This window comes from Micromonospora sp. WMMD737, from assembly GCF_049179055.1.
Lineage (GTDB): Bacteria > Actinomycetota > Actinomycetes > Mycobacteriales > Micromonosporaceae > Micromonospora > Micromonospora reichwaldensis.
Window position 1 is genome coordinate 3,651,967 of record NZ_JBMHMH010000001.1, and the last position, 23,574, is coordinate 3,675,540.

Annotated in this window: 21 protein-coding genes; 10 read left to right on the forward strand and 11 right to left on the reverse strand. The window is 73.1% G+C overall.

From position 1 onward, the window contains the following. The first annotated feature begins 310 nt into the window (after positions 1-310). The 3 genes from ACN27A_RS15665 to ACN27A_RS15675 all read left to right on the forward strand — a co-directional run bounded on the left by ACN27A_RS15665 (position 311) and on the right by ACN27A_RS15675 (position 5,537). Positions 311-1,570: a cell division protein DivIVA gene (locus ACN27A_RS15665; RefSeq protein ID WP_421454012.1), complete on the forward strand. Its 1,260-nt coding sequence runs from the start codon at positions 311-313 to the stop codon at positions 1,568-1,570. A 186-nt stretch (positions 1,571-1,756) separates the two neighbouring features. Continuing rightward, positions 1,757-3,970: a hypothetical protein gene (locus ACN27A_RS15670; protein ID WP_421454015.1), complete on the forward strand. Its 2,214-nt coding sequence runs from the start codon at positions 1,757-1,759 to the stop codon at positions 3,968-3,970. 322 nt (positions 3,971-4,292) lie between these two features. Then, complete coding sequence (locus ACN27A_RS15675) at positions 4,293-5,537, forward strand: AI-2E family transporter (protein ID WP_421454018.1); 1,245 nt, start codon at positions 4,293-4,295, stop codon at positions 5,535-5,537. A 63-nt stretch (positions 5,538-5,600) separates the two neighbouring features. Here the strand turns inward: ACN27A_RS15675 and ACN27A_RS15680 are convergent, their stop codons facing one another. From ACN27A_RS15680 to ACN27A_RS15710, 7 genes are all read right to left on the reverse strand, one after another. Further along, positions 5,601-6,410, reverse strand: a complete 810-nt coding sequence (locus tag ACN27A_RS15680) for an alpha/beta hydrolase (protein WP_421454021.1) — start codon at positions 6,408-6,410, stop codon at positions 5,601-5,603. 66 nt (positions 6,411-6,476) lie between these two features. Further along, positions 6,477-6,764, reverse strand: coding sequence for a hypothetical protein (locus ACN27A_RS15685; RefSeq protein WP_421458481.1), 288 nt, complete (start codon positions 6,762-6,764; stop codon positions 6,477-6,479). 104 nt (positions 6,765-6,868) lie between these two features. Beyond that, positions 6,869-7,915 carry a hypothetical protein gene (locus ACN27A_RS15690; protein WP_421454024.1) on the reverse strand — a complete coding sequence of 349 codons (1,047 nt, stop codon included), beginning with the start codon at positions 7,913-7,915 and terminating at the stop codon, positions 6,869-6,871. Then, positions 7,912-8,406: a SigE family RNA polymerase sigma factor gene (locus ACN27A_RS15695; protein WP_421454027.1), complete on the reverse strand. Its 495-nt coding sequence runs from the start codon at positions 8,404-8,406 to the stop codon at positions 7,912-7,914. The genes ACN27A_RS15690 and ACN27A_RS15695 overlap by 4 nt, the downstream gene beginning before the upstream one ends. 40 nt (positions 8,407-8,446) lie before the next feature. Beyond that, positions 8,447-10,234, reverse strand: a complete 1,788-nt coding sequence (locus ACN27A_RS15700; protein WP_421454030.1) for a 3-hydroxyacyl-CoA dehydrogenase family protein — start codon at positions 10,232-10,234, stop codon at positions 8,447-8,449. Positions 10,235-10,423: 189 nt separating this feature from the next. Further along, complete coding sequence (locus ACN27A_RS15705) at positions 10,424-11,482, reverse strand: alpha/beta fold hydrolase (protein WP_421454033.1); 1,059 nt, start codon at positions 11,480-11,482, stop codon at positions 10,424-10,426. A gap of 99 nt (positions 11,483-11,581) precedes the next feature. After that, positions 11,582-12,046, reverse strand: coding sequence for an FHA domain-containing protein (locus tag ACN27A_RS15710; RefSeq protein ID WP_421454036.1), 465 nt, complete (start codon positions 12,044-12,046; stop codon positions 11,582-11,584). A 263-nt stretch (positions 12,047-12,309) separates the two neighbouring features. Between ACN27A_RS15710 and ACN27A_RS15715 the strand changes: the two genes are divergently transcribed. Both ACN27A_RS15715 and ACN27A_RS15720 read left to right on the forward strand, forming a co-directional pair. Further along, positions 12,310-13,806 (forward strand): aldehyde dehydrogenase family protein, encoded by a 1,497-nt coding sequence (locus tag ACN27A_RS15715; protein WP_421454039.1) that lies wholly within the window; start codon positions 12,310-12,312, stop codon positions 13,804-13,806. Between the two features lie 68 nt (positions 13,807-13,874). Further along, positions 13,875-14,552 carry a methyltransferase domain-containing protein gene (locus tag ACN27A_RS15720; protein WP_421454042.1) on the forward strand — a complete coding sequence of 226 codons (678 nt, stop codon included), beginning with the start codon at positions 13,875-13,877 and terminating at the stop codon, positions 14,550-14,552. Positions 14,553-14,605: 53 nt separating this feature from the next. Here the strand turns inward: ACN27A_RS15720 and nucS are convergent, their stop codons facing one another. Next, positions 14,606-15,265: an endonuclease NucS gene (gene nucS / locus ACN27A_RS15725; RefSeq protein WP_421454045.1), complete on the reverse strand. Its 660-nt coding sequence runs from the start codon at positions 15,263-15,265 to the stop codon at positions 14,606-14,608. Between the two features lie 71 nt (positions 15,266-15,336). On the opposite strand from nucS, the gene ACN27A_RS15730 reads away from it, so the two are divergent. Next, positions 15,337-15,954, forward strand: a complete 618-nt coding sequence (locus tag ACN27A_RS15730) for a DUF4126 domain-containing protein (RefSeq protein ID WP_421454047.1) — start codon at positions 15,337-15,339, stop codon at positions 15,952-15,954. Between the two features lie 69 nt (positions 15,955-16,023). Here ACN27A_RS15730 and ACN27A_RS15735 read toward each other — a convergent pair whose 3' ends face one another. Further along, positions 16,024-16,620 carry a hypothetical protein gene (locus ACN27A_RS15735; RefSeq protein WP_421454050.1) on the reverse strand — a complete coding sequence of 199 codons (597 nt, stop codon included), beginning with the start codon at positions 16,618-16,620 and terminating at the stop codon, positions 16,024-16,026. Positions 16,621-17,355: 735 nt separating this feature from the next. On the opposite strand from ACN27A_RS15735, the gene ACN27A_RS15740 reads away from it, so the two are divergent. Together ACN27A_RS15740 and ACN27A_RS15745 are read left to right on the forward strand one after the other, a co-directional pair. Then, positions 17,356-18,282 carry a polysaccharide deacetylase family protein gene (locus ACN27A_RS15740; RefSeq protein WP_421454052.1) on the forward strand — a complete coding sequence of 309 codons (927 nt, stop codon included), beginning with the start codon at positions 17,356-17,358 and terminating at the stop codon, positions 18,280-18,282. 61 nt (positions 18,283-18,343) lie between these two features. Beyond that, on the forward strand, positions 18,344-18,646 hold the full coding sequence (locus ACN27A_RS15745) for a DUF1540 domain-containing protein (protein ID WP_421454055.1): 303 nt from the start codon (positions 18,344-18,346) through the stop codon (positions 18,644-18,646). Between the two features lie 48 nt (positions 18,647-18,694). Here ACN27A_RS15745 and ACN27A_RS15750 read toward each other — a convergent pair whose 3' ends face one another. After that, positions 18,695-20,701, reverse strand: a complete 2,007-nt coding sequence (locus ACN27A_RS15750) for a protein meaA (protein ID WP_421454058.1) — start codon at positions 20,699-20,701, stop codon at positions 18,695-18,697. A 150-nt stretch (positions 20,702-20,851) separates the two neighbouring features. Between ACN27A_RS15750 and ACN27A_RS15755 the strand changes: the two genes are divergently transcribed. Both ACN27A_RS15755 and ACN27A_RS15760 read left to right on the forward strand, forming a co-directional pair. Continuing rightward, on the forward strand, positions 20,852-21,700 hold the full coding sequence (locus ACN27A_RS15755; protein ID WP_421454060.1) for an ABC transporter ATP-binding protein: 849 nt from the start codon (positions 20,852-20,854) through the stop codon (positions 21,698-21,700). After that, positions 21,697-22,542 (forward strand): ABC transporter permease, encoded by an 846-nt coding sequence (locus ACN27A_RS15760; protein WP_421454063.1) that lies wholly within the window; start codon positions 21,697-21,699, stop codon positions 22,540-22,542. The genes ACN27A_RS15755 and ACN27A_RS15760 overlap by 4 nt, the downstream gene beginning before the upstream one ends. A 21-nt stretch (positions 22,543-22,563) precedes the next feature. Here ACN27A_RS15760 and ACN27A_RS15765 read toward each other — a convergent pair whose 3' ends face one another. After that, positions 22,564-23,520 (reverse strand): helix-turn-helix domain-containing protein, encoded by a 957-nt coding sequence (locus tag ACN27A_RS15765; protein WP_421454066.1) that lies wholly within the window; start codon positions 23,518-23,520, stop codon positions 22,564-22,566. Positions 23,521-23,574 lie beyond the last annotated feature (54 nt).

Sequence of the window (23,574 nt, forward strand, 5' to 3'; positions counted from 1 at the left end):
CCCGAGGGACGAGGCGCCGTCGACCATTGCGGTGAACGGCGATTGCCTTTCCGCCTAGTGTCGGACGCTCATTCGAGCGATGCCGACCATGGCGCGACAAAGGGCCGCGGGGCACTCCCGCGGCCCTTTTCCATGTCACGCTCCGTGCCCTCTCCCCTGTCACGCTCCGTGCCGTCCGACCCGCCCGGGACCTGCCAAGATCGGCGATCTGCCCGGTCCTCGGCGGACCCGCAGTTGACCATGTAATGAGGACACGAAAGCTCGGCACCGCTCTTGCGAAGCACCCTGGGGGGTCTGCGAGTATGTCCCAATGCCCCAGCAGTCCTCCCCTCTTGCGTTCTTCGATAACGCGAACTCGCAGCCCGATTTCACCGTTGGCCTGCGCGGCTACAACACCCACCAGGTCGATGACTTCATCGGCCGGATGACGGCCGCGCTGACCCAGTCCGAGCAGGCCCGCGCCGAGGCCGAGCAGCGGATGAACGACGCCCAGCGACGGCTCCGCCAGGCCGAGCAGCGGATGAGCGCGCTGGAGCAGAAGCTCGCCGACACCAACAAGCAGCTCGAGGAGAACAGCCGGCCCACCCTCTCCGGCCTCGGCACCCGCGTCGAGCAGATCCTGCGGCTGGCCGAGGAGCAGGCCAACGACCACCGCAACGAGGCCAAGCGCGAGTCGGAGGGCATCCTCTCCGCCGCCCGCCTCGAGGCGCGCGAGATCACCGACAAGGCGCGCGCCGAGGCGGCGGCCATGAAGGCCAACGCCGAGCGGGAGGCGGGCAGCGTCCGTACCGCCGCCGAGCGCGAGGCCGCCGAGGTCCGCGTCCAGGCCCGGCGCGAGGCCGACACGCTGCGCGCCGACGCCGACCGGGAGACCAAGCAGCTGCGCACGGTCACCGCCCACGAGGTCGCCGAGCTGAAGTCCACCGTCGAGCGCGAGGTCGCCACCCTGCGGGCCACCGCCGAGCGGGAGATCACCCAGCAGCGGGCGAAGGCGGCCCGCGAGGCCGAGGAGAAGCGCGCCGAGGCGACCAAGCTGCTCACCGACGCCCGCGACAAGCGCGACAAGGACCTCCAGGCCCTGGAGCTCCAGCTGGCCGAGCGCCGGGAGAAGGCCGAGCGCGAGGAGTCCGAGCGGCACGCCGCGCAGGTGGCCCAGACCCAGAAGCTGGTCAGCGAGGCCGAGCAGCGGGCCCACGCCGCGCAGGAGCGGGCCAAGGAGATCGAGCAGCGCGCCGAGGCCCGCCGGGTCGAGTCGGAGCGCACCGCCAACGAGACGGTCGACAAGGCCAAGGCGCTGGCCGACAAGACCCTCACCGAGGCGAAGGCCGAGTCGAAGCGCCTGCTCACCGAGGCGCGCACCGAGGCCGAGCTGACCACCCAGGCGGCCCGCCGCGAGGTCGAGGACCTCACCCGGCAGAAGGACGCCGTCACCTCGCAGCTCGGCCAGATGCTCTCCGGCCTCGCCGGCATCGTGCCGGGCGTGCCGGGCGTGCCGGCCGCGCCGGCCAAGCCGGAGGCGAAGAAGGCCGACAACGCCGACGAGCGGGTGGCCGCGGAGACCGCCAACTGACCCGACCGACCCACCCGACCGGGGCATGATTTCCACGGCGCGGGGTGACACCGGGTGACCGGTGCGCCCCGCGCCGTACGCTTTTTCCCGCCAACCGAATTGCCCGGGCGTGTCGGCAGTGAAGTAGGTCCTATCCGGGGCGTCCGTATCGCCCCAGCCGGACTGGAGCCGTGTGAGGATGGGGGCATGTCGCACGGCGAGGAACTGTTCGCTCTCGGCGGGGATGTGACCACGGAGCCCAGCTTCGAGTCCGCTCTGCGGGGGTACGAGAAACGACAGGTCGACCGGTACGTCGCTCGCGCGGAGCACGAGATCGCGGCCCTGGCGGCCGAGCGGGAACAGGCCTACACACAGATCCACAAGCTGGCCGGCCAGGTCGAGGTGCTCCAACGCGACCTCGCCCAGGCGCGCAAGTCGTCCGGGGCGCTGGAGAACGTCTCCTACCGGCACCTGGGCCCCCGGGTGGAACAGATCCTCACCATCGCCGAGGAGCAGGCCGACGCGATCCTGGCCTCCGCCAACGAGGAGATCGAGGCTCGCCGGGCCGCCGCGGAGCACATCGTCGACGAGGCCCGCGAGCAGGCCGCCACCGCCCTCAAGGACTTCGAGATCGCGCTGGCCGCCCGCCGGACGGAGGAGGAGCGGCACACCGCGGCCCGCAGGGCCGAGGCGGACGCCGCCGTCCGGACCGCCAAGGACGAGGCCGCCCGGCTGCGCAAGGCCGCCCAGGAGGCGCTCGCGAAGGCCCAGCAGGAGGCCACCCAGCTGCGCGACGCGGCCAAGGAGATCCACCAGCGGGCCCAGCAGGAGGCGACCAGGCTGCGCGAGGCCGCCAAGGAGGCGCACGCCAAGGCCCAGCAGGAGGCCACCCAGCTGCGGGAGGCCGCCAAGGAGGTGCACGCCAAGGCCCAGCAGGAGTCCAAGCGCCTGGTCGACCAGGCCACCGAGGCGGGCCGGGCCACCCACGCCAAGGCGCAGCGGGACGCCAAGCAGATCATCGACGACGCCGCGAGCGCCGGCCGGGCCACCCGCGAGAAGGCCCGCCAGGAGGCCGAGCGGCTCACCACCCAGGCGGCCGAGACGGCCAAGCGCAACCGCGCCGAGACCGAGGCGTACGTGCAGCGGATGCGCACCGAGACCGAGGCGTACGTGCAGCACGCCCGGGCCCAGACGCAGCAGGAGCTGGGCGCCTGGCGGGCCGGGGTCGAGCAGGAGGTCAACAGCCGGCGCGAGGCCGCGGACCGCGAGCTGACCCAGCGCCGCGCGGCGGCCGAGCAGGAGTTCACCAAGCGCCGCGACGAGCTGGAGAAGCAGTACAAGACCCGGCTCGCCGAGCTGGAGAAGCAGCACACGAGCCGGCACGACGAGCTGGAGTCCGGGTTCGAGTCGCGCCGCGCCGCGCTGGAGGCGGAGTACACCGCCCGGAAGAACGAGATCGAGCAGGGTGCCGCCGCCGTGCGCCAGGCCGCCGAGCAGGACGCGCTGACGATGCGCCGGCAGGCCGAGGAGGAGGCCGCGGCGCTGCTCGGCCGGGCCGAGTCGGAGGCGGCCGACAAGCGCCGCAAGGCCGACGAGCACGTCGCGACGTCGCGGCGGCAGTTCGAGGAGTACGCGGCCACGACGCAGCAGCACCTCGCCACCACCCAGCAGCACCTCGCCGCCACGCAGCAGGAGGCCGCCGCCAGCCGTCAGCAGCTCGCCCAGGTGATGCTGGAGATCGCCCAGGCCCAGCAGGAGCTGGCCGACCTGCGGCAGGAGACCTGGAAGTCCCGGCAGGAGTCCGACGAGCTCCAGCGGCAGGTGGCGGAGCTGCGGTTGGGTCGGCTCGCCGCGGCCGACCGGCCGGGCGGGACGGACGGTGCCGCCGCCCCGGTGGTGGCGGACGGCAAGCCGGCCACGGCGAACGGCGGCAGGCCCCGCCCCGACACGGACAAGCCCCCGGCCGACAAGACCCCGGCGGGCGCGGGCACGACCCCGATCGGCGCGGGCACGGACAAGGTGGACAGGACCCCGGCGGGCGCGGGTGCAACCACGGCGGGATCGGGCACGGCCCCGACGGAAGCGGCCAAGGCGGATGCGGCCCTGTCCTCCTCGGACGGGAAGCCCGCCGCCGGCAAGGTGGAGCCGGAGGACGCCGGGCAGCCGGCCAAGGGCCGGATCGAGCCGGCCGACGCCGGGCAGCCGGCCAACGGCAAGGCCACCGTCACCACCGTCGACGGGGGTACGGCCAGCGCCGGCGTGGACGGGGAGCCGACCGTGGCGGCGATGCCTGGCGAGGGAGGTCGGGGCGCCACCCCGACGAAGATCACCAGCACCGGCGAGAACGGTAAGCGCCCGGCGAAGCCGACCACCGACGAGCGCAGCGCCAAGCCGAGCAAGGTCGTCGTCGAGAAGGACTGACCCTCGGACCGCTCCACCGCCCGACGACCCGGACCATCGGGCGGATCTTGGAAGGATCGGGCCCCTATAGGGGCCGTGCCGTACCAAGATCTCAGGACTTCGGTCCTGCCCGCACCCAGAGGGTGCGCAGAGAGGTGGCGTTGGCTGGTCCCGGTGGCACAGCCGGGTCGAGTGGCACCGCCCGAGTGGGTGGTACGGCGCGGGCGGGTGGTACGGCTCGGGCGGGTGGCACGGTCGGGCCTGCGGCGTACGCTCCCGGGTGGGATCCGCCGACGTGAGCCGTGGTCGGGCCGTCCCACGGGTATCGATCCAGGGAGGTCCGATGGCGGACGACGGACCGATGGCGTCGAGCGGCGACCGGGAGCCCGACCGCGCCCCGGCACCGGGCGACAGGAACCGGAAGCCGGAGCACGCCACCGCGCCCGAACACGCCGACCGGACGACAGGCACGGCGGGCACGAGAGACACGACGAGCACGACCGGCACGTCGGACGACGGCGAGCCGGCGGGGAACGGGTCGAGCCGGTTCGGTACGCCGGGGCGGCCGCTGAAGCGCAGCAGCTTCCTGGTCGGCTTCACCGGCGCGGCCGGGGTGCTGCTCGCGTACGCCCTCTATCTGGGCCTGCGCAACGCGGCCGGCATCCTGGTCCTGGTGGTCATCGCGCTCTTCCTTGCCGTCGGCCTGCACCCCGCGGTGGTCCGGTTGCGGTCCTGGGGGCTGCCGCACGGGCTCGCCGTGGCGGTGGTCGCGCTGACGGTCGTGCTGCTGCTCTGCGGTGGCCTGTTCGCCCTGGTGCCGCCGATCGTCACGCAGACCGGGCAGTTCATAGAGCAGCTGCCGAGCTACCTGGAGTCGTTGCGCCGCAACGAGACGGTCAACGACCTGGTGGAGCGGTACGACCTGATGGAGCGGGTGCAGAGCGCGGCGAACGCGGACACGGTCGGTCAGGCCCTCGGCGGGGTGCTCGGCGGCGCCCAACTGATCTTCGGCACGGTCTTCCGGGGGCTGACCGTGCTGGTGCTGACCATCTACTTCCTGGCCTACTTCGACCGGCTCCGCGACCTGGGCTACTCGCTGGTGCCCCGCTCGCGCCGGGAGCGGGTACGGCTGATCGGGGACGAGATCCTCACCAAGGTGGGCGCGTACATGGTGGGCGCGCTCAGCATCGCGGTGCTGGCCGGGGTGTCCACGTTCGTCTTCGCGCTGATCGTCGGCCTGCCGTACCCGTTCGCGCTGGCCGTGGTGGTCGCGGTGACGGACCTCATCCCGCAGATCGGCGCGACCCTCGGCGCGGTGATCGTCAGCCTGGTCGGGTTCGCCACGGACCTGCCGGTCGGCATCGCCTGTGCGGTGTTCTTCCTGATCTACCAGCAGGTGGAAAACTACCTGATCTATCCCAAGATCATGCGCCGGTCGGTGTCGGTCAACGAGGTGGCCGCCCTGGTGGCGGCCCTGCTCGGGGTCTCCCTGCTGGGCGTGGTGGGCGCGCTGATCGCGATCCCGGCGGTGGCCGCGCTCCAGCTCATCCTGCGGGAGGTGGTCCTGCCCCGGCAGGAGTCCCGCTGACCCCAACCCCCGCCCGGTCGGCCACGGGTGGACCGGCCGGCCGGGCCGCGACGGGAGGGTGGGTCAGCCGGCCTGGCCGGCGGGCGGGCCGGGCACCGGGCGGTCCGCGAAGGAGGCCACCGTGCGGTCGGCGTACGCGCTGACGTCGCCGGTCTCCATCGGGCCGTCCCAGGTGGTCGGCAGCGGCACGGCGGCGGCCGGGTTGACCCGGCGGACCACCTCGTCCAGCACGGTCTCGGCGTCGCCGACCCAGAGGTGCTTCGCCCCGGGCACCCCGACCACCTCGGCCTGCGGCACCGGCGCGAAGCGCTCCCGGGCCTCGTCGGGGCGCAGGTAGTCGTCGAACTCGGGCACCAGCGCGGTCAGCGGCTTGCCGGACTCCGTCCAGTGTTCCAGGTCGGCCGGGGCGGAGAAGCGCAGCGGCGGGGAGAGCAGGATCGCCCCGACGACGGCCGGGTCGCAGCCGTACTTGAGGGTCAGGTCCGTGCCGAACGACCAACCGAGCAGCCAGACGTTCGGCAGCTCGTGGAACTCGGCGTACTCGATGGCGGCGGCGACGTCGAAGCGCTCCCCGACCGCGTTGTCGAAGGCCCCCTCGCTGGTGCCGCGCAGGCTGGTGGTCCCCCGCGTGTTGAAGCGGAGCACCGCCAGGTCGGCCAGGGCCGGCAGCCGCCACGCCGCCTTGCGGAACACGTGGCTGTCCATCATCCCGCCGTGCGTCGGCAGCGGGTGCAGGCAGACGAGGGTGCCCACCGGGTCACGGTCCAGCGGACGGGCCAACTCGCCGACCAGCCGCAGACCGTCCGCGGTGTGCAGCTCGATGTCCTCGCGGTGCCCGGGCAGGATGGAGGACGCGCGGATCGGTGTGCTCACCCCACCAGTCTCGCCGGTGCGGCCGGGAACCGCCGGGCGGGGCGGAAACAGCGTGATCCAGATCGCTCAGCCGTAGCGGGGAGCACCGCGACCGCGCTGGACGACCGGCCCGCGCCGGTCCCGGGCCCGCCAGCACCCGCTGTGCCAGTGCCGCCGGTCGGTCAGGTCGCCCCGCCCGTCCGCCGGCCACGCCACCAGGTGCGCCACCCCGGGCCGGATCTCCTGGTCACAGCCCGGACAGCGGTACGTCTTGGTGGAGGCGCCGCCGCTGATGCCGCGTACCTGCCAGTCGCCGTCGCGCCACTGCTGCACCGAGGCGACGCCCTGCCGGGCCCGGTCGGAGTCGAGGTGCACGGCGTCATCGCGGCGGGGTCGGTTGCGACGGGGGCTCACGCTTGCCAAGCGTACGGGCCGGCGGCGAGACCGGCCCGGGGTGGGCGGGCCGGCCCCGCCGCTGGTCAGTCCCAGGTCTGCGGGTCACCGGGATCGGCGGCGACCTGCGCCCCGCCCAGCAGGACAGCGGCGTCCGCCTCGGTGAAGTCCCCGTGCGACCAGCTGAAATCGACGATCAGGTGGGCCTTCGGGATGCCGAGCAGCTCCAACTGGTCGCCCCGCGGGTAGAGGTAGGCGGCCCGGCCCCCGATCGTCCGGTTGCCCGCCGTACGGCCGGTGACCGTCGAGCGCGCGTAGTCGAACGCGACACGCGTCTCCGCTTCCCCGGGCCCGTTCACCACCAGCGACATGTGCAACGTGGCGGGGAAGGACCCCGCATCGACGGTGCACTGGTCCAGCCGGGCGCCGGCGGGCAGCGTGGTGAGCCGCACCGGCGCGACGCAGCGGCGCGCCTCACCCAACCGGAGGGCGCCGATCGCCACCTCGATCTCCTCGGCGGTCGTGGCGGTCACGGCGGCCCGGGCGTACAGGCCGGGGGCCGGTTGCCAGAGCCGGATCCAGACGGAGGTGCCGCCCTCCCGGTGCAGGCGGTCGCTGCCGTCGAAGACCGTCCCGCCCGTCATTCCGGTGGCCCCCGGCGGCAGCCCTTCGACCGCGTACTCCCACAGCGCGTCGGCGGAACGGGCCAGCGCGACGCTCACCGGCCGGCCACCGCCGACCTCGACGCGGATGCTCTCCACGCCGAACCCGACGTGCCAGCCCCGGTAGCGGGCGCGGGCCGGGTCGAACCCGAAGTGCAGCACCTGCGGATCCGTGCCGACCAGGTCGGGCCGGGCGGCCGCGCCGGGGACGTTCTCCAGCCGGGGCGGCGCGGCGGCGGCGGTTGGCGCGGCGGCGTCCGGCGGGCGTACCCGCTCCGGCAGGCCCACGCCGGTGGCGGCGGTGAACCCGAGCACCGCCGCCACGCCCAGCGCGACGCCCGCGCCGGCCCGACGGCGACGGCGGCGGACCCGTCCCGCGGCGACGGCACGGGCGGTGAGCAGGTCGGTGTCGACCGTTCCCTCGGCGCGTTCCCGCAGCGTCCGTACGATCCGTTCGTCGAGGTCGGTCACGCCCGGCTCCCGTTCGTCGCCGGGACGCCGTAACGCTCCCGGAGGTGGTTGAGCGCCCGCATGGCATGGGTGCGGACGGTGACCGGCGAGCAGCCGAGGATCTGGGCGATGGTCGCGTCGTCGAGGTCCTCGTAGTAGCGCAGCACGAGCACCGCCCGCTGGCGGTCCGGCAGCCCGAGGACGAGCTGCCACATGGCGTCCCGGTCGGCGGTCTCGCCGCCGAGGTCGCCGTGCTGGGGCCGTTCCGCGAAGTCGGCGGTGGCCAGCTCCCGGTTCGTCCGCCGGCGCCACCAGGAGTTGTTGGCGTTGACCAGCATCCGGCGCACGTACACGTCCGGCCGGTCCACCCGGGCGATCCTCCGCCAGTGCACGTACGCGCGGGTCAGGACGTCCTGGGTGAGGTCCTCGGCCCGGTGCTCGTCGCCCGTCAGCAGCCGGGCCAGCCGCATCAGGGCGGGGCCTCGGCTGCCGACGTACTCCTCGAAGGTCACACCATGCAGACGCCGTCACCGGCTGACGGTGTTGACCGGGTCAGCGACGGGTGTGGTCGCGGAAGCCCCGGCCGCTCTTGCGCCCCAGGTAGCCGGCCGTGACGAGGTGCTCCAGCAGCGGCGCGGGCGCGAAGCCCGGCTCGCGCAGCTCCAGGTAGAGCTCCCGCTGGATGGCCAGCGAGACGTCCAGGCCGACCACGTCGAGCAGCTCGAACGGGCCCATCGGGTAGCCGCAGCCCAGCTTCATGGCGTGGTCGATGTCGTCGGCGGTGGAGTAGCTCGCCTCCAGCATCTTCACGGCGTCGTTGAGGTACGGGAAGAGCAGCGCGTTGACGATGAAGCCGGACCGGTCGCCGCAGACCACGCCCGTCTTGCCCAGCGCGGCACAGACCGCGCGGGCGGTGGCGGTGGTCTCCGCCGAGGTGCGGATGGTCTCCACGACCTCGACCAGCGGCATGAGCGGCGCCGGGTTGAAGAAGTGCAGCCCGATCACGTCGGCGGGCCGCTGGGTGGCCATCGCGACGTCGATCACCGGCAGCGAGGAGGTGGTGGTGGCGAGCACGACGCCCGGCTTGCAGATCTCGTCGAGGCTGGCGAAGAGGGCCTTCTTGACGCTCAGCTCCTCGACCACGGCCTCGACGACGAGGTCGACGTCGGCGAGGTGGTCCAGCGTCGCCGACCAGTTGATCCGGCCGAGCGCGGCGTCCCGGTCCGCCTCGCTGAGCTTGCCGCGCACCACGCCCTTGTTGAGCGAGGTCTTGACCGCCTCGAAGACCTTGGCGGACTTCTCCGCGCCCCGGGTCACCGAGACGACCTCGTAGCCGGCCTTCGCGAAGACCTCGATGATGCCGGTGGCCATCGTCCCGGACCCGACGACGCCGACCTTCGCGATCGCGGCGGCGCCGGCGAGCGCGGCCTCCGTCGCCACCGGCGTCTGCTCGTCGGGTACGACGACCGGGGAGCCCGGCCGCTCGTAGGTGTAGAAGCCACGGCCGGACTTGCGGCCGAGCAGCCCGGCGGTGACCATCTGCTTGATCAGCGGCACCGGGGCGTGCCGGCGGTCCCGCCCGCCGCGCCGGTACATGGTGTCGAGGATCTCGTACGCGGTGTCCAGGCCGATCAGGTCCATCAGCGCCAGCGGGCCCATGGGCAGGCCGCAGCCGAGCTTCATGGCCGCGTCGATGTCCTCGCGGGTGGCGTAGTGCGCCTCGAACATCCCGACGGCGTGGTTGAGGTAGCCGAAGAGCAGCGCGTTGGCGATGAAGCCGGCCCGGTCGCTGATGGTGACGTCGACCTTGCCGAGCCGCTTGCAGAGCGCCTCCACGTCGGCGACCACGTCGGCGGAGGTGACCACCGTCCGGACCACCTCGACCAGCTTCATCACCGGGGCGGGGTTGAAGAAGTGGATGCCGATCACCTGGTTGGGACGGCTGGTGGCGACGGAGATCTCGGTGACGCTCAGCGACGAGGTGTTGGTGGCCAGGATCGCCTCGGGCTTGCAGACCCGGTCCAGCTCGGCGAAGATCCGCTGCTTGAGGTCCAGGTGCTCGGGCACCGCCTCGATGACCAGGTCCACCGCGTGCAGCGCGTCCAGCCCGACGGCGAACCGTACGCGGCTCAGCAGCGCGTCCCGGTCGGCCTCGGCGAGCTTGCCCTTGGCCACGGCCCGGTCCGTCGACCCGGTGAGGATGGCCCGGCCGCGTTCCAGCGCGTCCTCGGAGACCTCCACCGCGACGACGTCGACCCCGTTGCGCGCGAATACCTCGACGATGCCGGCACCCATGGTGCCCAGCCCCACAACGCCCACGCTGGTGAAATCACGCGCCACGACCAGCCTCCTCGATGCTCCGCACAGCCACGTTAACGACCATTAAGGTTATGCGCGCGAGTCTGCCACGTGACGCTGCGTTGTCGAGGCGCCGTGGGAAATTTCACGAGCCCAGCGGGCTGCGCGCACACCGTCCGGCGGGGCGGGTCGGCTCGCGGCCGGTCGGTCGCTCGCCAGCTCGCCAGCCGGTCAGGCCAGCGTGTCGGTAAGCCCCAGCAGCTCGGCGACGAACTCGGCCGGCCGCTCCAGGTGCGGGCTGTGCCCGCAGTCGGGCAGCAGCACCTCGCGGTACGCCCCGCCGGCCGCCGCGTAACGATCCAGCACCGCCCGGGTCTGCGCCACCATCGGCTGCGCCGGGCAGGCCGCCTCCCCCGGCCAGCCGGGCACCACGCCCAGCGAGCCCAGGTGGGCCAGGTCCATCATCGCGGTGTCCGAGACGATCACGTCGGCGTCCCCGTGGATCCAGGTGATCGCCGGCTTCCCGGGCACGGCGACCAGCTCGTCGGCGATCCGGAAGTGCGCCGGGGAGAGGGCGTTGAGCACGCCACGCCGCCCCGGGGCGGTGCCGGGCCAGTTCGCCGAGGCCACCGCCGTGCCGGGATAGTTGTCGTCACCGGTCGCGGTGGAGAGGAGGCTGTCCAGCAGCAGCTCCTCGTCGTCGCCGAGCGAGGCCGGGTCCGCCACGTAGGTGGCCCGCAGCACGGCGCGCGGGCTGGCCGGGCTGTCCACGCCCCGGTCGCCGGCGGCCAGTCGCCTGACGAAGTCCCCGTTGGCGGTGCCGCCGCCGGTGCCGGCGAAGTCGGGGGTGGTCGGCGTCCCTGCCAGGTCCCGGGTGCCGCCGTAGCCGTACGGCGAGACCGGAGCGGCGAGCAGCAGCGCGCCCACCCGGTCGGGGTGGTCGACGAGCAGCCGCATGGCCACCCCGCCGCCGAGCGAGTGGCCGACCACCACCGGCCGCGCGCCGGGGGCGAAGAGGGACGGCTCGTCGAGCAGCGCGGCGACGTCGTCGGCGAAGTCGCGCAGCCCCCGCGTCGCGTCCACCGGGGCGGTGTCGGTCAGCCCGTAGCCGCGCAGGTCGGGCGCGACCACCCGGAGGGTGGCCGGCAGTCGCCGCAGGAGCGGCTCCCAGAAGGCCGCCGACGAGCAGTTGCCGTGGATCAGCAGTACGGGAACGCCGTCCGGCGGCCCGGCCACCCGTACCGCCTGGGTGATGCCGTTCGCCGACACCTGCCGCTGTCCGGTCTCCATCCGCCGGATGCTGCCACGAGGGCGCCGGACGCGTCCATGGGCCGGCCCGCCACCTTCCCCGGCCCGGAGGTGTGCGCCGGCATCCGCCGTCGGCGCCGGTCAGGACGGCGCGGACGACCCCGCCGGAAGCGCCACCGGCGACACCGCGTCGACGGCCGGTGCGGCCTGCGCCGCGATCGGCAGCGGCAGGGTCGGGCGGCGGTCCCGGCGCGGCTCGCCGAAGCTGAAGCCCACCGGGTCGGTCCGCGCCACGCCCGGGTCGAAGACGCGCAGCTCGGTGCGGCCGAGCCGAATCACGTCCCCGTCGGCCAGCCGCTCCACGCCGGTGATCCGCCGGTCGTTCAGCCAGGTGCCGTTGGTGGAACCCAGATCCGCAAGGGCCGCCCCCTCGCCCGTCAGCCAGACCTCGGCGTGCCGGCGGCTCAGGTGGGCGTCGTGCACCACGATGTCGGCGGTCGACCCCCGGCCGATGACCTGCCGCTCAGGGCCCACCCGGACGCTCAGCCCCCGCATCGACCCACCGGCCACCGTCAACAACGGTCTCAGTTCCGGATGTTCCTCCATGGAATGTCAGCCTCCACCCCGCGCGGTCACCCCGCGCGTCAGCCTGCCACCACACGGTAGTCGCTCCCACCGCCGCATGGTCACCTCCGCGTCCCCGGCCGGACACCTCGCGTTCGGCGATTCGGCGCCCTCCGGCGGAAGAATCATCACAAGTCCGGCCGACCGGCGTCCACCCCGTTCCGCCGTCCCGCGGCCGGTCCGACCGGCGGGACCCGGCCGTCGCGGCCCTACCGGCGAGTAATTCTCGGGTCTAGACTTCCGCCATGACGGCTGTGCGTGTCCCGGGTACCCCGGTCATCGAGGACGGTCGGCTGGTGTCGACGAGCCCGGCGACCGGCGCGGAGGCCGGACGCCTGCCGGTCGCCACCGCCGAGGACGTCGGGCACGCCGTCGAGCGGGCCCGAGCAGCCGGCGAGTGGTGGGCCGGGCTCGGCTTCGGCGGGCGCAGGGAGCGGCTGCTGCGCTGGCGCACCCTGCTCGCCCGGCGGATCGAGGAGATCGCCGAGCTGGTGCACGTCGAGGGCGGCAAGCCGGTCGCCGACGCCGTCGTCGAACTCGTCAGCGCCGTCGAGCACGTCGACTGGGCGGCCCGCAACGCCGGCCGCGTGCTGGGCCCCCGCCGGGTCCGCTCGCGCCTCGTCCTGGCCGAGTTCTCCGCCCACCTCGAATACCAGCCGTACGGCGTCGTCGGCGTGATTGGCCCGTGGAACTACCCCGTCTTCACCCCGATCGGCTCCGCCGCGTACGCGCTGGCGGCGGGGAACGCGGTGGTGCTGAAGCCCAGCGAGTACACCCCCGTCGTCGGGCAGTGGCTGATCGACACGTTCGCCGAGGTGGTGCCGGAGCGGCCGGTGTTCACCGCCGTGCACGGGCTCGGCGACGTCGGTGCGGCGCTCTGCCGCTCCGGAGTGGACAAGGTGGCCTTCACCGGCTCGTCGGCCACCGCGCGGAAGGTGATGGCGGCCTGCGCCGAGTCGCTGACGCCGGTGCTGCTGGAGGCGGGCGGCAAGGACGCGATGATCGTCGACGCCGACGCCGACCTGGACGCCGCCGCCGAGGCGTGCGTCTGGGGCGCGCTGACCAACGCCGGGCAGACCTGCATCGGCATCGAACGGGTCTACGCGGTCGAGCCGGTCTTCGACGCCTTCGTCGGCAAGGTCGTCGAGCGGGCCGGCCGGCTGACCGTCGGCCCGGACGACGCGGACATCGGCCCGATCACCATGCCGAGCCAGGTCGACGTGATCCGCCGGCACATCGACGACGCGCTGGCCCGGGGCGGCCGGGCCGTGCTCGGCGGCGCGGACGCGGTGCAGCCGCCGTACGTGCGGCCGACCGTGCTGGTGGACGTCCCGGAGGACTCCGCCGCCGTACGCGAGGAGACGTTCGGGCCGACCCTGACCATCAACCGGGTCCGCGACGCCGACGAGGCCGTCGCCCGCGCCAACGCCCTGTCGTACGGCCTGGGGGGTTCGGTCTTCGGCCGGCGGCGCGCGGTGGCGATCGCCCGGCGGCTGCGCTCGGGCATGGCGTCGGTGAACTCGGCGCTGACCTTCGCCGGGATGTCCACCCTGCCGTTCGGCGGCGTCGGCGACTCCGGCTTCGGGCGCATCCACGGCGAGGACGGGCTGCGCGAGTTCAGCCGCGCCAAGGCCATCACCCGGCGGCGGGCCCGGTCGCTGCTGCCCTCGACGACCTTCGAGCGGACGCCGGCCGATGTCGCGCGACTCGTCAAGGCCATCAAGGTCATGCACGGCAGGTGACTGTCGGATAACCGATCATGAACACCCTCACGTGTGTCCAACGTGGTGGGAGCGGTACATTGCGTTAAATGCGCCCCCATCGATTGCGCTTCCACCTCGTCGACAGTGACCGGTCGTGGAGTGCCCGGCAGCGGCGTCGCCGCGCCGACTGGCTGGTCCGGACGTTCCCTGACCTGGAAAAGATGCACGTCATCGACCTGGGTGGCCGGCTCGGCACCTGGACCCGGGCCGAGGTGCGGCCGGCGCGCGTACACGTGGTCAACCTGGAGCGACCGCCCACGGACGTGCCGGAGTGGGCGGAGGTCGACCGGGCCGACGCCTGCGACCTGCCGGCCCGGATCACCGCGCGCCGCTACGACCTGGTCTTCTCCAACTCGGTGCTGGAGCACGTCGGCGGGCACGAGCGGCGGCTGCGCTTCGCCGACGCCGTGCGCAACCTAGGCGACCGGCACTGGGTGCAGACGCCCTACCGCTACTTCCCCATCGAGCCGCACTGGATCGCGCCGGGGATGCAGTTCCTCCCCGTGCGGCTGCGGACCGCGTTCGCCCGCCGCTGGCCGCTCGGGCACAAGCCGACCCGCAGCCACGAGGCCGCCATCCACCAGGTGCTCTGGACGGAGTTGCTGGACCGCTCGCAGATGCGGCACTACTTCCCCGGCTCGCGGATCCTCGTCGAGCGGGTCGCCGGCCTGCCCAAGTCCCTGATCGCCGTCCGCGCGGACGGCCCGCCGGAGCCGCCCCGTTGACGTTGCGGCGGGCCCGGCCCCCGGCGTCCCCGCGATGCCGCGAGGGCGGTCCGTCAGAACAGGGTGAGCTCGTCGCGCTCGATGCCGCGCAGCTTGTCGTAGTCGACGACGACGCAGCGGATGCCCCGGTCCGTGGCGAGCACCCGGGCCTGCGGCTTGATCTCCTGCGCCGCGAAGACCCCGGCGACCGGCGCGAGCAGCGGGTCGCGGTTCATCAGCTCCAGGTACCGGGTGAGCTGCTCCACGCCGTCGATCTCGCCGCGCCGCTTCACCTCCACGGCCACGGCGCCCTGGTTGGCGTCCCGACAGAGCAGGTCGACCGGGCCGATCGCCGTCATGTACTCCCGGCGGACCAGCGTGAACCCCTCGCCGAGCGCTTCCGGGTTGGCCGCCAGCAGCTCCTGGAGGTGCGCCTCCACGCCGTCCTTGCGCAGGCCCGGATCGACGCCCAGCTCGTACGAGGTGTCCTGGAAGATCTCCTCCAGGGTGATCCGCAGCTCCTCCCCCGCCTTGTTGACGACCCGCCAGACGCCGGGGGCCTCCTCCAACCGGCAGGGCGGGCTCATCCAGTTCAACGGCTTGTACGCCCGGTCGTCGGCGTGGATCGACACCGACCCGTCCGCCTTCACCATGAGCAACCGGGTGGCCGGCGGCAGGTGGGCCGAGAGCCGTCCGACGTAGTCCACCGAGCACTTCGCAATGACCAACCGCACCCGACGAGGGTAGCCGAGACCCCGGCCCGCGCCACCGAGCGGCACTGGCGCGCCGGTGCGATGCTGAGACGGTGCTCGAAGTTCTCACCGGTACCGGTCTCGCCGCCTCGGCGGGGTTGAACGCGTACATCCCCCTGCTCACCATGGGTCTCCTGGCCCGCTACACCAGCCTGATCGACCTGCCCGGCGGCTGGCAGTGGTTGGGCAACGGCTGGGTGATCGCGATCCTGGCGGTGCTGCTGGTCGTCGAGGTCGTCGCCGACAAGGTCCCGGTGGTCGACCACGTCAACGACGTCGTGCAGACCGTGGTCCGGCCGACCGCCGGCGGCCTGGCGTTCGGCGCCGGCTCGTCCTCGGAGACGGTGACGGTCAGCGACCCGGGCACCTTCTTCTCGTCCAGCCAGTGGGTCCCCGTGGTGGCGGGGGTGGTGATCGCCCTCGGCGTGCACCTGTTGAAGTCCGCCGCCCGGCCGGTCATCAACGCGACCACGGCCGGCGTCGGCGCACCCGTGGCCAGCACCGCCGAGGACGCCACCAGCGTGGCCATGTCGGTGGTGGCGATCATCCTGCCGGTGCTGGTGCTGGCGTTCCTGCTCGGGCTGGTCGTCTTCGTCTTCTGGTTCGTGCGCCGCCGCTCCGACCGTCGCCGGGAGCGTCAGGCGGCGCGGGCCGCCGGCTTCCGCGTCTGACGCATCCGGACATGCCGCTGGCCGGCACCCCGGGCGGGGTGCCGGCCAGCGGCGATCCGTCTACTGCTGTCAGCTGTTCCAGTGCTCGGCCACCAGGTCGGCGGCCTGCTGCTCCCACTGGGCGTAGTGGTCCGGGTACGCCGACACCTGCACCGTCTGCGCGGCCTTGGTCAGCGGCATGTCCTGCCACCCGTCGACCTGCTTGAGACCCTTCAGGAACGCCGTCGTCGAGTACTCCGGGTCGGTGATCTGCTCCACCGTGCCCCACCCGCTGGACGGGCGCTGCTGGAACAGGCCCTGCGAGTCGTGGTCGTTGCGGTCACCCAGGTGACCCAGGTTCTCCAGCTTCGACTCCTGCAACGCGGTCGCGATCGACACCACCGCGGCGCGCTCGTCCATGCCGGCCTTCTTCGTCGCCGCGATGATCGCCTTCACGTTGGCGACCTGCTCGTCGGACAGGTCGATACGCGACTGCGCGCCCTGCACGCCGTGGGGCACCAGCTTGCCCATGTCCGGCTTGTCGGCCTGCACCGCGACCGCCGTGATCGGCGAGCCCGCCTCGGCCTCGACACCGGAGTTGGCGTGGTTCAGCGGACCGGCAGCAAGACCACCGGCGACCGCCAGGCCAGCAATACCAAGAACGCTCTTACGCATGATCGTGTTCATCGGAGACGCTCCATTCGGGGGTCGGCACCCGCACCGAGGGGGATCGGCTACACGCGGGTGCAAGCACCGTCCGGCGCTCATGAACTCACGGGGGATCTCCGGCAACTCGTCCGGAGGAAGATCGGATCGGCCGCGCCCGCCGGATGCCTGACCGCGAAGGTCGAAGCCGTCTCGCGGGGCGGGAACCCCTCACGGGATGCCCTTACGCGGGCCGTGACCATGTGTAACCACCGCCGACCCGCCATCATTCCGGGGCCCAGGCCCGCCAGCCGTCGGACAGCGTGGCCTGGCCCACTCGGACGGGGTTGGCCCGCACTCGATCGGGGCCGGCCCGCGCCGCTCGGGAGGGGCACGGCCGGCGAGGGGAATGGCGGCCGGTCAGTCTCCCGCGACGGCGGTCTCGCTCGGTCGTACGCAGGGTGTAACGACCCCGCCCCCGCCACGATTCCGCCCCCACGATGCCCCCGGCCACGCCCACAAAAACGGACAAAGCACCCAGCACAGGTACCACCCAAACCGGACACCGGTCACAGTTGGATCCGCAGCCGCCCAGTCCGTTGGAGATCTTGGTAGGAGAGTGCCTCCATAGGGGCGTTTTCTTGCCAAGATCTCCGGTTTGAGCCCGGCGGACGAGCGGCGTCCACCCAGTGGACAGGGTCCACGCGCGCAGCCTGCTCAGGCAGCACGCTCGACAGCGGGCGCGCAGGAAACGTCAGGCGCTGACATCATCTCCCGGTGCACGTGAAGATCCCCCGCGTTCCGCTCGTCGCGACCCTCACCGCCGTCGTCGCCGCCGCGGCTCTCCTCGCCCTCCCGAGTCCGCTGCGCGCGCCGGCCGACGCCGGCATCGTCCGCATCGCGGCAACGGATAGCGCCCCGGAGACCACGGCCCCCGCCGCGCCCACGGGGACGGCGGCCCCGGCAGCACCGGAGACCACGGCGCCTGCCGCGCCCGCGGGGACGGTCCCCGGCGCGACCCCGGTCGGGACCAGGCCGCCCGTCGTCGACCACGGGCCGCGTACGGGGAACAAGGTGGCGCTCACCTTCGACGCCGACATGACGGACGCGATGCGGTACCAGCTGCGCAGCGGCGCGGTCCGGTCGTACGCGAACCTGAAGATCATCGACCTGCTGGAGCGGGAGCGGGTGCCGGCCACCTTCTTCCTCACCGGCAAGTGGGTGGAGCAGTACCCGGACGTGACCCGCCGACTCGCCGCGAACCCGCGCTTCGAGCTGGCCAACCACACGTACGGGCACCTGGCCTTCACGCCGGACTGCTACGGCCTGCCCCGCATCGCGGAGCGGGAGATGACCGCCGACGTGGCCCGCACGTTCGACGTGGTGGCCGCGTACGGGGGTCGGCAGACCCGGTACTTCCGCTTCCCCGGGCTGTGCCACGACAGGAAGGCGCTGGCCGCGCTGGCGCCGCTGGGGGTGACGGTGGTGGACGGCGACGTGGTCAGCGGCGACCCGTTCGCGAAGTCCTGGCGGCCGGTGGTCCGTGCCTCGCTGGACGGGGTGCGTCCGGGGTCGGTGATCGTCCTGCACGTGACGGAGGCGAACGCGCCGATGACGGACGAGGCGCTGCCGCACATCCTGGCCGGGCTGGCCGAGCGCGGCCTCGAGCCGGCCCCGCTGTCGGAGGTGCTCGGAGTGGGCTGAATCAGGCTCGACAAATCCCACAAAAGCCTAGAATCGGGGCACGACTCTATAGGAGGTCACCATGACCGCAGCAGTGGAGATGCCCCGCGTCCAGGAATGTGTCGTGGCGGCGTGCTCGTACAACCACACCAACGACTGCCACGCCTTCGCCATCACCATCGGCAGCCCGGACCACGCGCACTGCCACACCTTCGTCGAGATGCCGGCGGTCCGGGGCGGGGTCGACGGCGGCATGACCGCGCAGGTGGGTGCCTGCCAGCGCGCGGACTGCCAGCACAACGAGCAGCTGGAGTGCCGCGCGCCCGCGATCAAGGTCGGTCCCGACAACGACATGGCCGACTGCATGACCTACGTCAGCCGCTGACCCGGGCACAGGCCCCTGGCGACGCGTGCCCTCGCCGGGGGCCTTCCCTCAGCGCAGGCCGTTGGCCTCCCGGACCACCGTGACCAGGTCGTCGATGATCCCGGTCAGGGCGAAGTCCTTCGGCGTGAAGACCCGGGCCACCCCGGCGGCGCGGAGCTGCTCCGCGTCGCCGGCGGGGATGATCCCGCCGACCACCACCGGCAGGTCCGGCCGGCCGGCGGCGCGCAGGCCGTCCAGCACCGCCGGTACCGCCGCCAGGTGCGAGCCGGAGAGGACCGAGAGGCCGACCAGGTCCACGTCCTCCTCGACGGCGGCGGCGACGATCTGCCCGGCGGTCAGCCGGATGCCCTGGTAGACCACCTCGAAGCCGGCGTCGCGGGCGCGTACCGCGATCTGCTCCGCGCCGTTGGAGTGCCCGTCGAGGCCGGGCTTGCCGACGAGCAGCCGCAGCCGGCCGCTGCCCAGCTCGCGGGCGGTGGCGGCGACGCGCGCCCGGACGGCGGCCAGGGTGGCGTCCCCGCCGGCCCCGGCGGCGCCGGTCAGGCCGGTGGGCGCCCGGTACTCGCCGAAGACCTGGCGCAGCGCGCCGGCCCACTCGCCGGTGGTCACCCCGGCCCGCACGCACTCCAGCGTCGCCGGCATCAGGTTCGTCGTGGTCGCGGCGTCCGCGCGCAGCCGGGCCAGTGCCGCGTCGACCGCCGCGTCGTCCCGCCCGGATCGCCACCGGCGTACGGCCTCAGTGGCCGCCGCCTCGACGGCCGGGTCGACCTGCTCGACGGACTCGGCGCCGGCGGCGGTCAGCGGCGACGGCTCGGTCTCGGTGAACCGGTTGACGCCGACCACCACGTCGGCGCCGGACTCCATCCGGCGGCGGCGCTCGGCCAGCGAGGCGACCAGCGCGCTCTTGAGGTAGCCGGTCTCGACGGCCGCGACGACGCCGCCCATCTCCAGCACCTTCTCCAGCTCGATCCGGGCCCCGGTGACGATCTCCTCGACCAACGCCGTCATCACGTGCGAGCCCTCGAACAGGTCCGGGTACTCCAGCAGGTCCGACTCGTACGCGAGCACCTGCTGCATGCGCAGCGACCACTGCTGGTCCCACGGCCGGGGCAGGCCGAGCGCCTCGTTCCAGGCGGGCAGCTGCACGGCGCGGGCGCGGGCGTCCCGGGAGAGGGTCACGCCGAGCATCTCCAGCACGATGCGCTGGATGTTGTTCTCCGGCTGCGCCTCGGTCAGGCCCAGCGAGTTGACCTGCACGCCGTAGCGGAACCGCCGCTGCTTGGGGTTCTCCACCCCGTAGCGCTCGCGGGTGATCTCGTCCCAGAGCGCGCCGAAGGCCCGCATCTTGGCGATCTCCTCGACGAAGCGCACCCCGGCGTTGACGAAGAAGGAGATCCGCTGCACGACGTCGCCCATCCGCTCGGCGGGCACCTGCCCCGAGTCGCGGACCGCGTCGAGCACGGCGACGGCGGTGGAGAGCGCGAAGCCGACCTCCTGCACGGGCGTCGCGCCGGCCTCCTGGAGGTGGTACGAGCAGATGTTCACCGGATTCCAGCGCGGCATCTCGCGCAGCGTGTACGCGACGACGTCGGCGGTCAGCCGCAGCGACGCGGCCGGCGGGAAGATGTGGGTGCCCCGGGAGAGGTACTCCTTGATGATGTCGTTCTGCGTGGTCCCGGCGCAGCGGGACAGCTCCGCGCCCTGCTCGGCGCCGACCGTGCCGTAGAGGGCGAGCAGCCACATCGCCGGCGCGTTGATGGTCATGGACGTGTTCATGTCGGCCAGCGGGATGCCGTCGAAGAGGGCCCGCATGTCGCCGAGGTGCGCCACCGGCACACCGACCCGGCCCACCTCGCCGGCGGCGAGCTCGTGGTCGGGGTCGTAGCCGGTCTGGGTCGGCAGGTCGAAGGCGACCGACAGCCCGGTCTGCCCCTTCGCCAGGTTGCGGCGGAAGAGCGCGTTCGTCGCCGCGGCCGAGCTGTGCCCGGCGTAGGTGCGCATCACCCAGGGGCGGTCGCGCTCGGGCAGCCGGCCGGGGAGAGCCTTCTCGTCCATGGCGGGAGTCTAAGTTACCGTTCAGTCACCAGAGCTGTGGAAAACCACACAGCTCCATGGAGCGGAAACCCGGGTGCGAAGCGCCCGACATGGGCGCGACCACCACACCCCGGCCGGCCCGCCGCCGCGGCCAGGTCGCACACTTGACGCATGCATGACGAGCTGGCGATCTCCGTGCGGGGGCTGCGCAAGGCGTACGGGGACAACGTCGCCGTGGCGGGCGTGGATCTCGACGTCCACCGCGGCGAGGTCTTCGCCCTCCTCGGCCCCAACGGCGCCGGCAAGACGACCACCGTGGAGATCCTGGAGGGCTACCGGCGGCGCGACGCCGGCGAGGTGAGCGTCCTCGGCAGCGACCCGGCCCGTCCGGCCGCCGACTGGCGCTCCCGGGTGGGCATCGTGCTCCAGGGCACCGGCGAGTTCGACGAGCTGACGGTCGGCGAGGTGGTGCGCCACTTCGCCGGCTTCTACGCCGACGCGGACGACCCCGACAAGGTCGTCGAGCGGGTGGGGCTGGCCGGCAAGGCGAAAGCGCGTACGCACACCCTCTCCGGCGGGCAGAAGCGCCGGCTCGACGTGGCGCTCGGCATCGTGGGCCGCCCCGAGCTGCTCTTCCTGGACGAGCCGACCACGGGCTTCGACCCGGAGGCGCGCCGCGAGTTCTGGGAGCTGATCCGCGACCTGGCCGCCGCCGGCACCACCATCGTGCTCACCACCCACTACCTCGACGAGGCGGAGTCCCTCGCCGACCGGGTCGGCGTCATCGCGGGCGGCCGGGTGGTCGAGGTGGCCACGCCCGACCAGCTCGGCAACCGGCGCGAGGCCCTGGCGACGGTCTCCTGGCGTACGCCGGAGGGGGCGCGGGAGACGGCGGAGAGCGCGACGCCGACGGCGCTGGTGGCGGAGCTGGCAGCGCGCTTCGGCGGCGAGGTCCCGGGCCTGACCGTGACCCGGCCGACCCTGGAGGACATCTACCTGCGCATGATCGGACACCGATGACCACCACGACGACGCCGGCCGCGCCGGCCACCACGGCACCGGCCCGGCGCCCCGGCCCGGTCGCCCTCAGCCTGCGGCAGAGCCGGCTGGAGATCACCCAGTTCCTGCGCAGCCGGGAGTCCGTCGTCTTCACGATGGGCTTCCCGGTCATCATGATCCTGATCTTCGCGGCGATCTTCGACGACGAGATCGCCCCCGGCGTCAGCTACACGCAGTACTTCATCACCGGCATGATCGCCACGGGCCTGATGACGGTGAGCTTCCAGAACCTCGGCATCTGGATCCCGATCGAGCGGGACCGGGGGGTGCTCAAGCGCTACCGGGGCACGCCGATGCCGAAGTGGGTCTGGTTCGCCGGCAAGGTGATCATGGTCGTGGCGATCGGCATCGCCGAGACCGTGCTGCTGCTCGCGGTCTCGGTGGCGCTGTTCGACCTGGAACTGCCCGGGACCGCCGCGAAGTGGCTGACCTTCGGCTGGGTGTCGGTGCTCGGCGTCACCGCCTGCACGTTGTGCGGCATCGCCATCTCGTCGCTGGCCCGCACCGCCCGCAGCGGCTCGGCGGTGGTCACCCCGGTCGCGCTGGTGCTCCAGTTCATCTCCGGGGTGTTCTTCGTCTTCACCGAGCTGCCGACCTGGATGCAGCAGGTGGCGGCGCTCTTCCCGCTGAAGTGGATGTGCCAGGGCCTGCGCTCGGTCTTCCTGCCGGACGGCTTCGGCGCCCGCGAACCGGGCGGCTCGTTCGAGCTGGACCGGGTCGCCCTGGTCCTCGTCGCGTGGTGCGTGATCGGCCTGGTGCTCTGCCTGACCACCTTCCGCTGGACGACCAAGCGCGACGGCTGAGGTGTAAGGAAGAGCCCCCTGCTAACGCGTGGACGACGTGAGGGCGACGCCGAGCGGCGTACGGCAGTAGAGCACCTCGCGCCCGGACCGCCGCTTGCCGACGACGCCCGCGTCCAGCAGCACCCGCAGGTGGTCGCCCACCGTACCGAGGGAGAGCCCGGTCACCGCCACGAGTTGCGAGGTGCTCAGCGGCGTGTCCAGCCGGGCCAGGATGTGGGCCCGGTTCGCGCCGATCAGCCGGGCGAGCCCGTCGGGCGCCGGTGAGGTGGGATCCACCAGGATCCCGTGCACCGGGTACACCATCCCGAACCGGGTCGGCCTGTCCCAGACCACCCAGCCGCGACGGCAGTGCGCCGGGAGGAAGACCAACTGCTCGGCCTCGTCCAGCGACAGCGGCGGTGCCGGGTAGTCGTTGACCTGGAGCCGACCGTCGCCCAGCCAGCACACGTTGCGGTTGAGGTCGGCGAACACCCCGGCCCAGCCGCCCGCGCTCAGCGCGGCGGTGCGGGCCACGATGTCCGCCCGGAGCCGGCGCTCCCGCTCCGGCCACTCCGGCTCGACGGTGTGCGTCCAGACCCAGTCGAGCAGCTCCACCACCTGCCCGGCGAGACCGTCCGCCAGCAGCTCGGCGGCTAGCGGCTCCGGGCGGGTGGCGCGCAGGTCGGCCCGGATCCGCTCGTCGGACAGCCGCCCGACGGCCGCCAGCTCCGCCGCGAACGTCGGTACCGGCGCGGCGGGCGCGATGGTGAGGAAGTCCGCCGTCCACCGGGGGTGGAACGAGGCGGGCAGCAGCGCCCGGACCACCGGCCGACCGGCCAGCATCCGCCGGAACGCCGCGACGTGCGGCTCCCGCCAGGACCGCTGCCACGGGTTACGCGGGTAGTACAGTGCGCGCAGCGCGGCGACCGTGTCGACCATCGGCGAGACCGTGAAGCGGCTGCGCGCGAGGAGATCCGACGGCACCTGCCAGACGCCCATGTTTCGCCTCCAGACGTAACTCTAGGAGATCCACCCGGCACCCCACACGATCGG

Bases quoted from the DNA above. Each gene is read 5' to 3' on its own strand.
- ACN27A_RS15670 (WP_421454015.1), top strand. From the start codon at position 1,757: ATGTCGCACGGCGAGGAACTGTTCGCTCTCGGCGGGGATGTGACCACG.
- ACN27A_RS15755 (WP_421454060.1), top strand. From the start codon at position 20,852: ATGCATGACGAGCTGGCGATCTCCGTGCGGGGGCTGCGCAAGGCGTAC.
- ACN27A_RS15710 (WP_421454036.1), bottom strand. From the start codon at position 12,046: ATGGAGGAACATCCGGAACTGAGACCGTTGTTGACGGTGGCCGGTGGG.
- ACN27A_RS15665 (WP_421454012.1), top strand. From the start codon at position 311: ATGCCCCAGCAGTCCTCCCCTCTTGCGTTCTTCGATAACGCGAACTCG.
- ACN27A_RS15735 (WP_421454050.1), bottom strand. From the start codon at position 16,620: ATGAACACGATCATGCGTAAGAGCGTTCTTGGTATTGCTGGCCTGGCG.
- ACN27A_RS15675 (WP_421454018.1), top strand. From the start codon at position 4,293: ATGGCGGACGACGGACCGATGGCGTCGAGCGGCGACCGGGAGCCCGAC.
- ACN27A_RS15705 (WP_421454033.1), bottom strand. From the start codon at position 11,482: ATGGAGACCGGACAGCGGCAGGTGTCGGCGAACGGCATCACCCAGGCG.
- ACN27A_RS15745 (WP_421454055.1), top strand. From the start codon at position 18,344: ATGACCGCAGCAGTGGAGATGCCCCGCGTCCAGGAATGTGTCGTGGCG.
- ACN27A_RS15750 (WP_421454058.1), bottom strand. From the start codon at position 20,701: ATGGACGAGAAGGCTCTCCCCGGCCGGCTGCCCGAGCGCGACCGCCCC.
- ACN27A_RS15765 (WP_421454066.1), bottom strand. From the start codon at position 23,520: ATGGGCGTCTGGCAGGTGCCGTCGGATCTCCTCGCGCGCAGCCGCTTC.
- ACN27A_RS15720 (WP_421454042.1), top strand. From the start codon at position 13,875: ATGCGCCCCCATCGATTGCGCTTCCACCTCGTCGACAGTGACCGGTCG.
- ACN27A_RS15715 (WP_421454039.1), top strand. From the start codon at position 12,310: ATGACGGCTGTGCGTGTCCCGGGTACCCCGGTCATCGAGGACGGTCGG.
- ACN27A_RS15760 (WP_421454063.1), top strand. From the start codon at position 21,697: ATGACCACCACGACGACGCCGGCCGCGCCGGCCACCACGGCACCGGCC.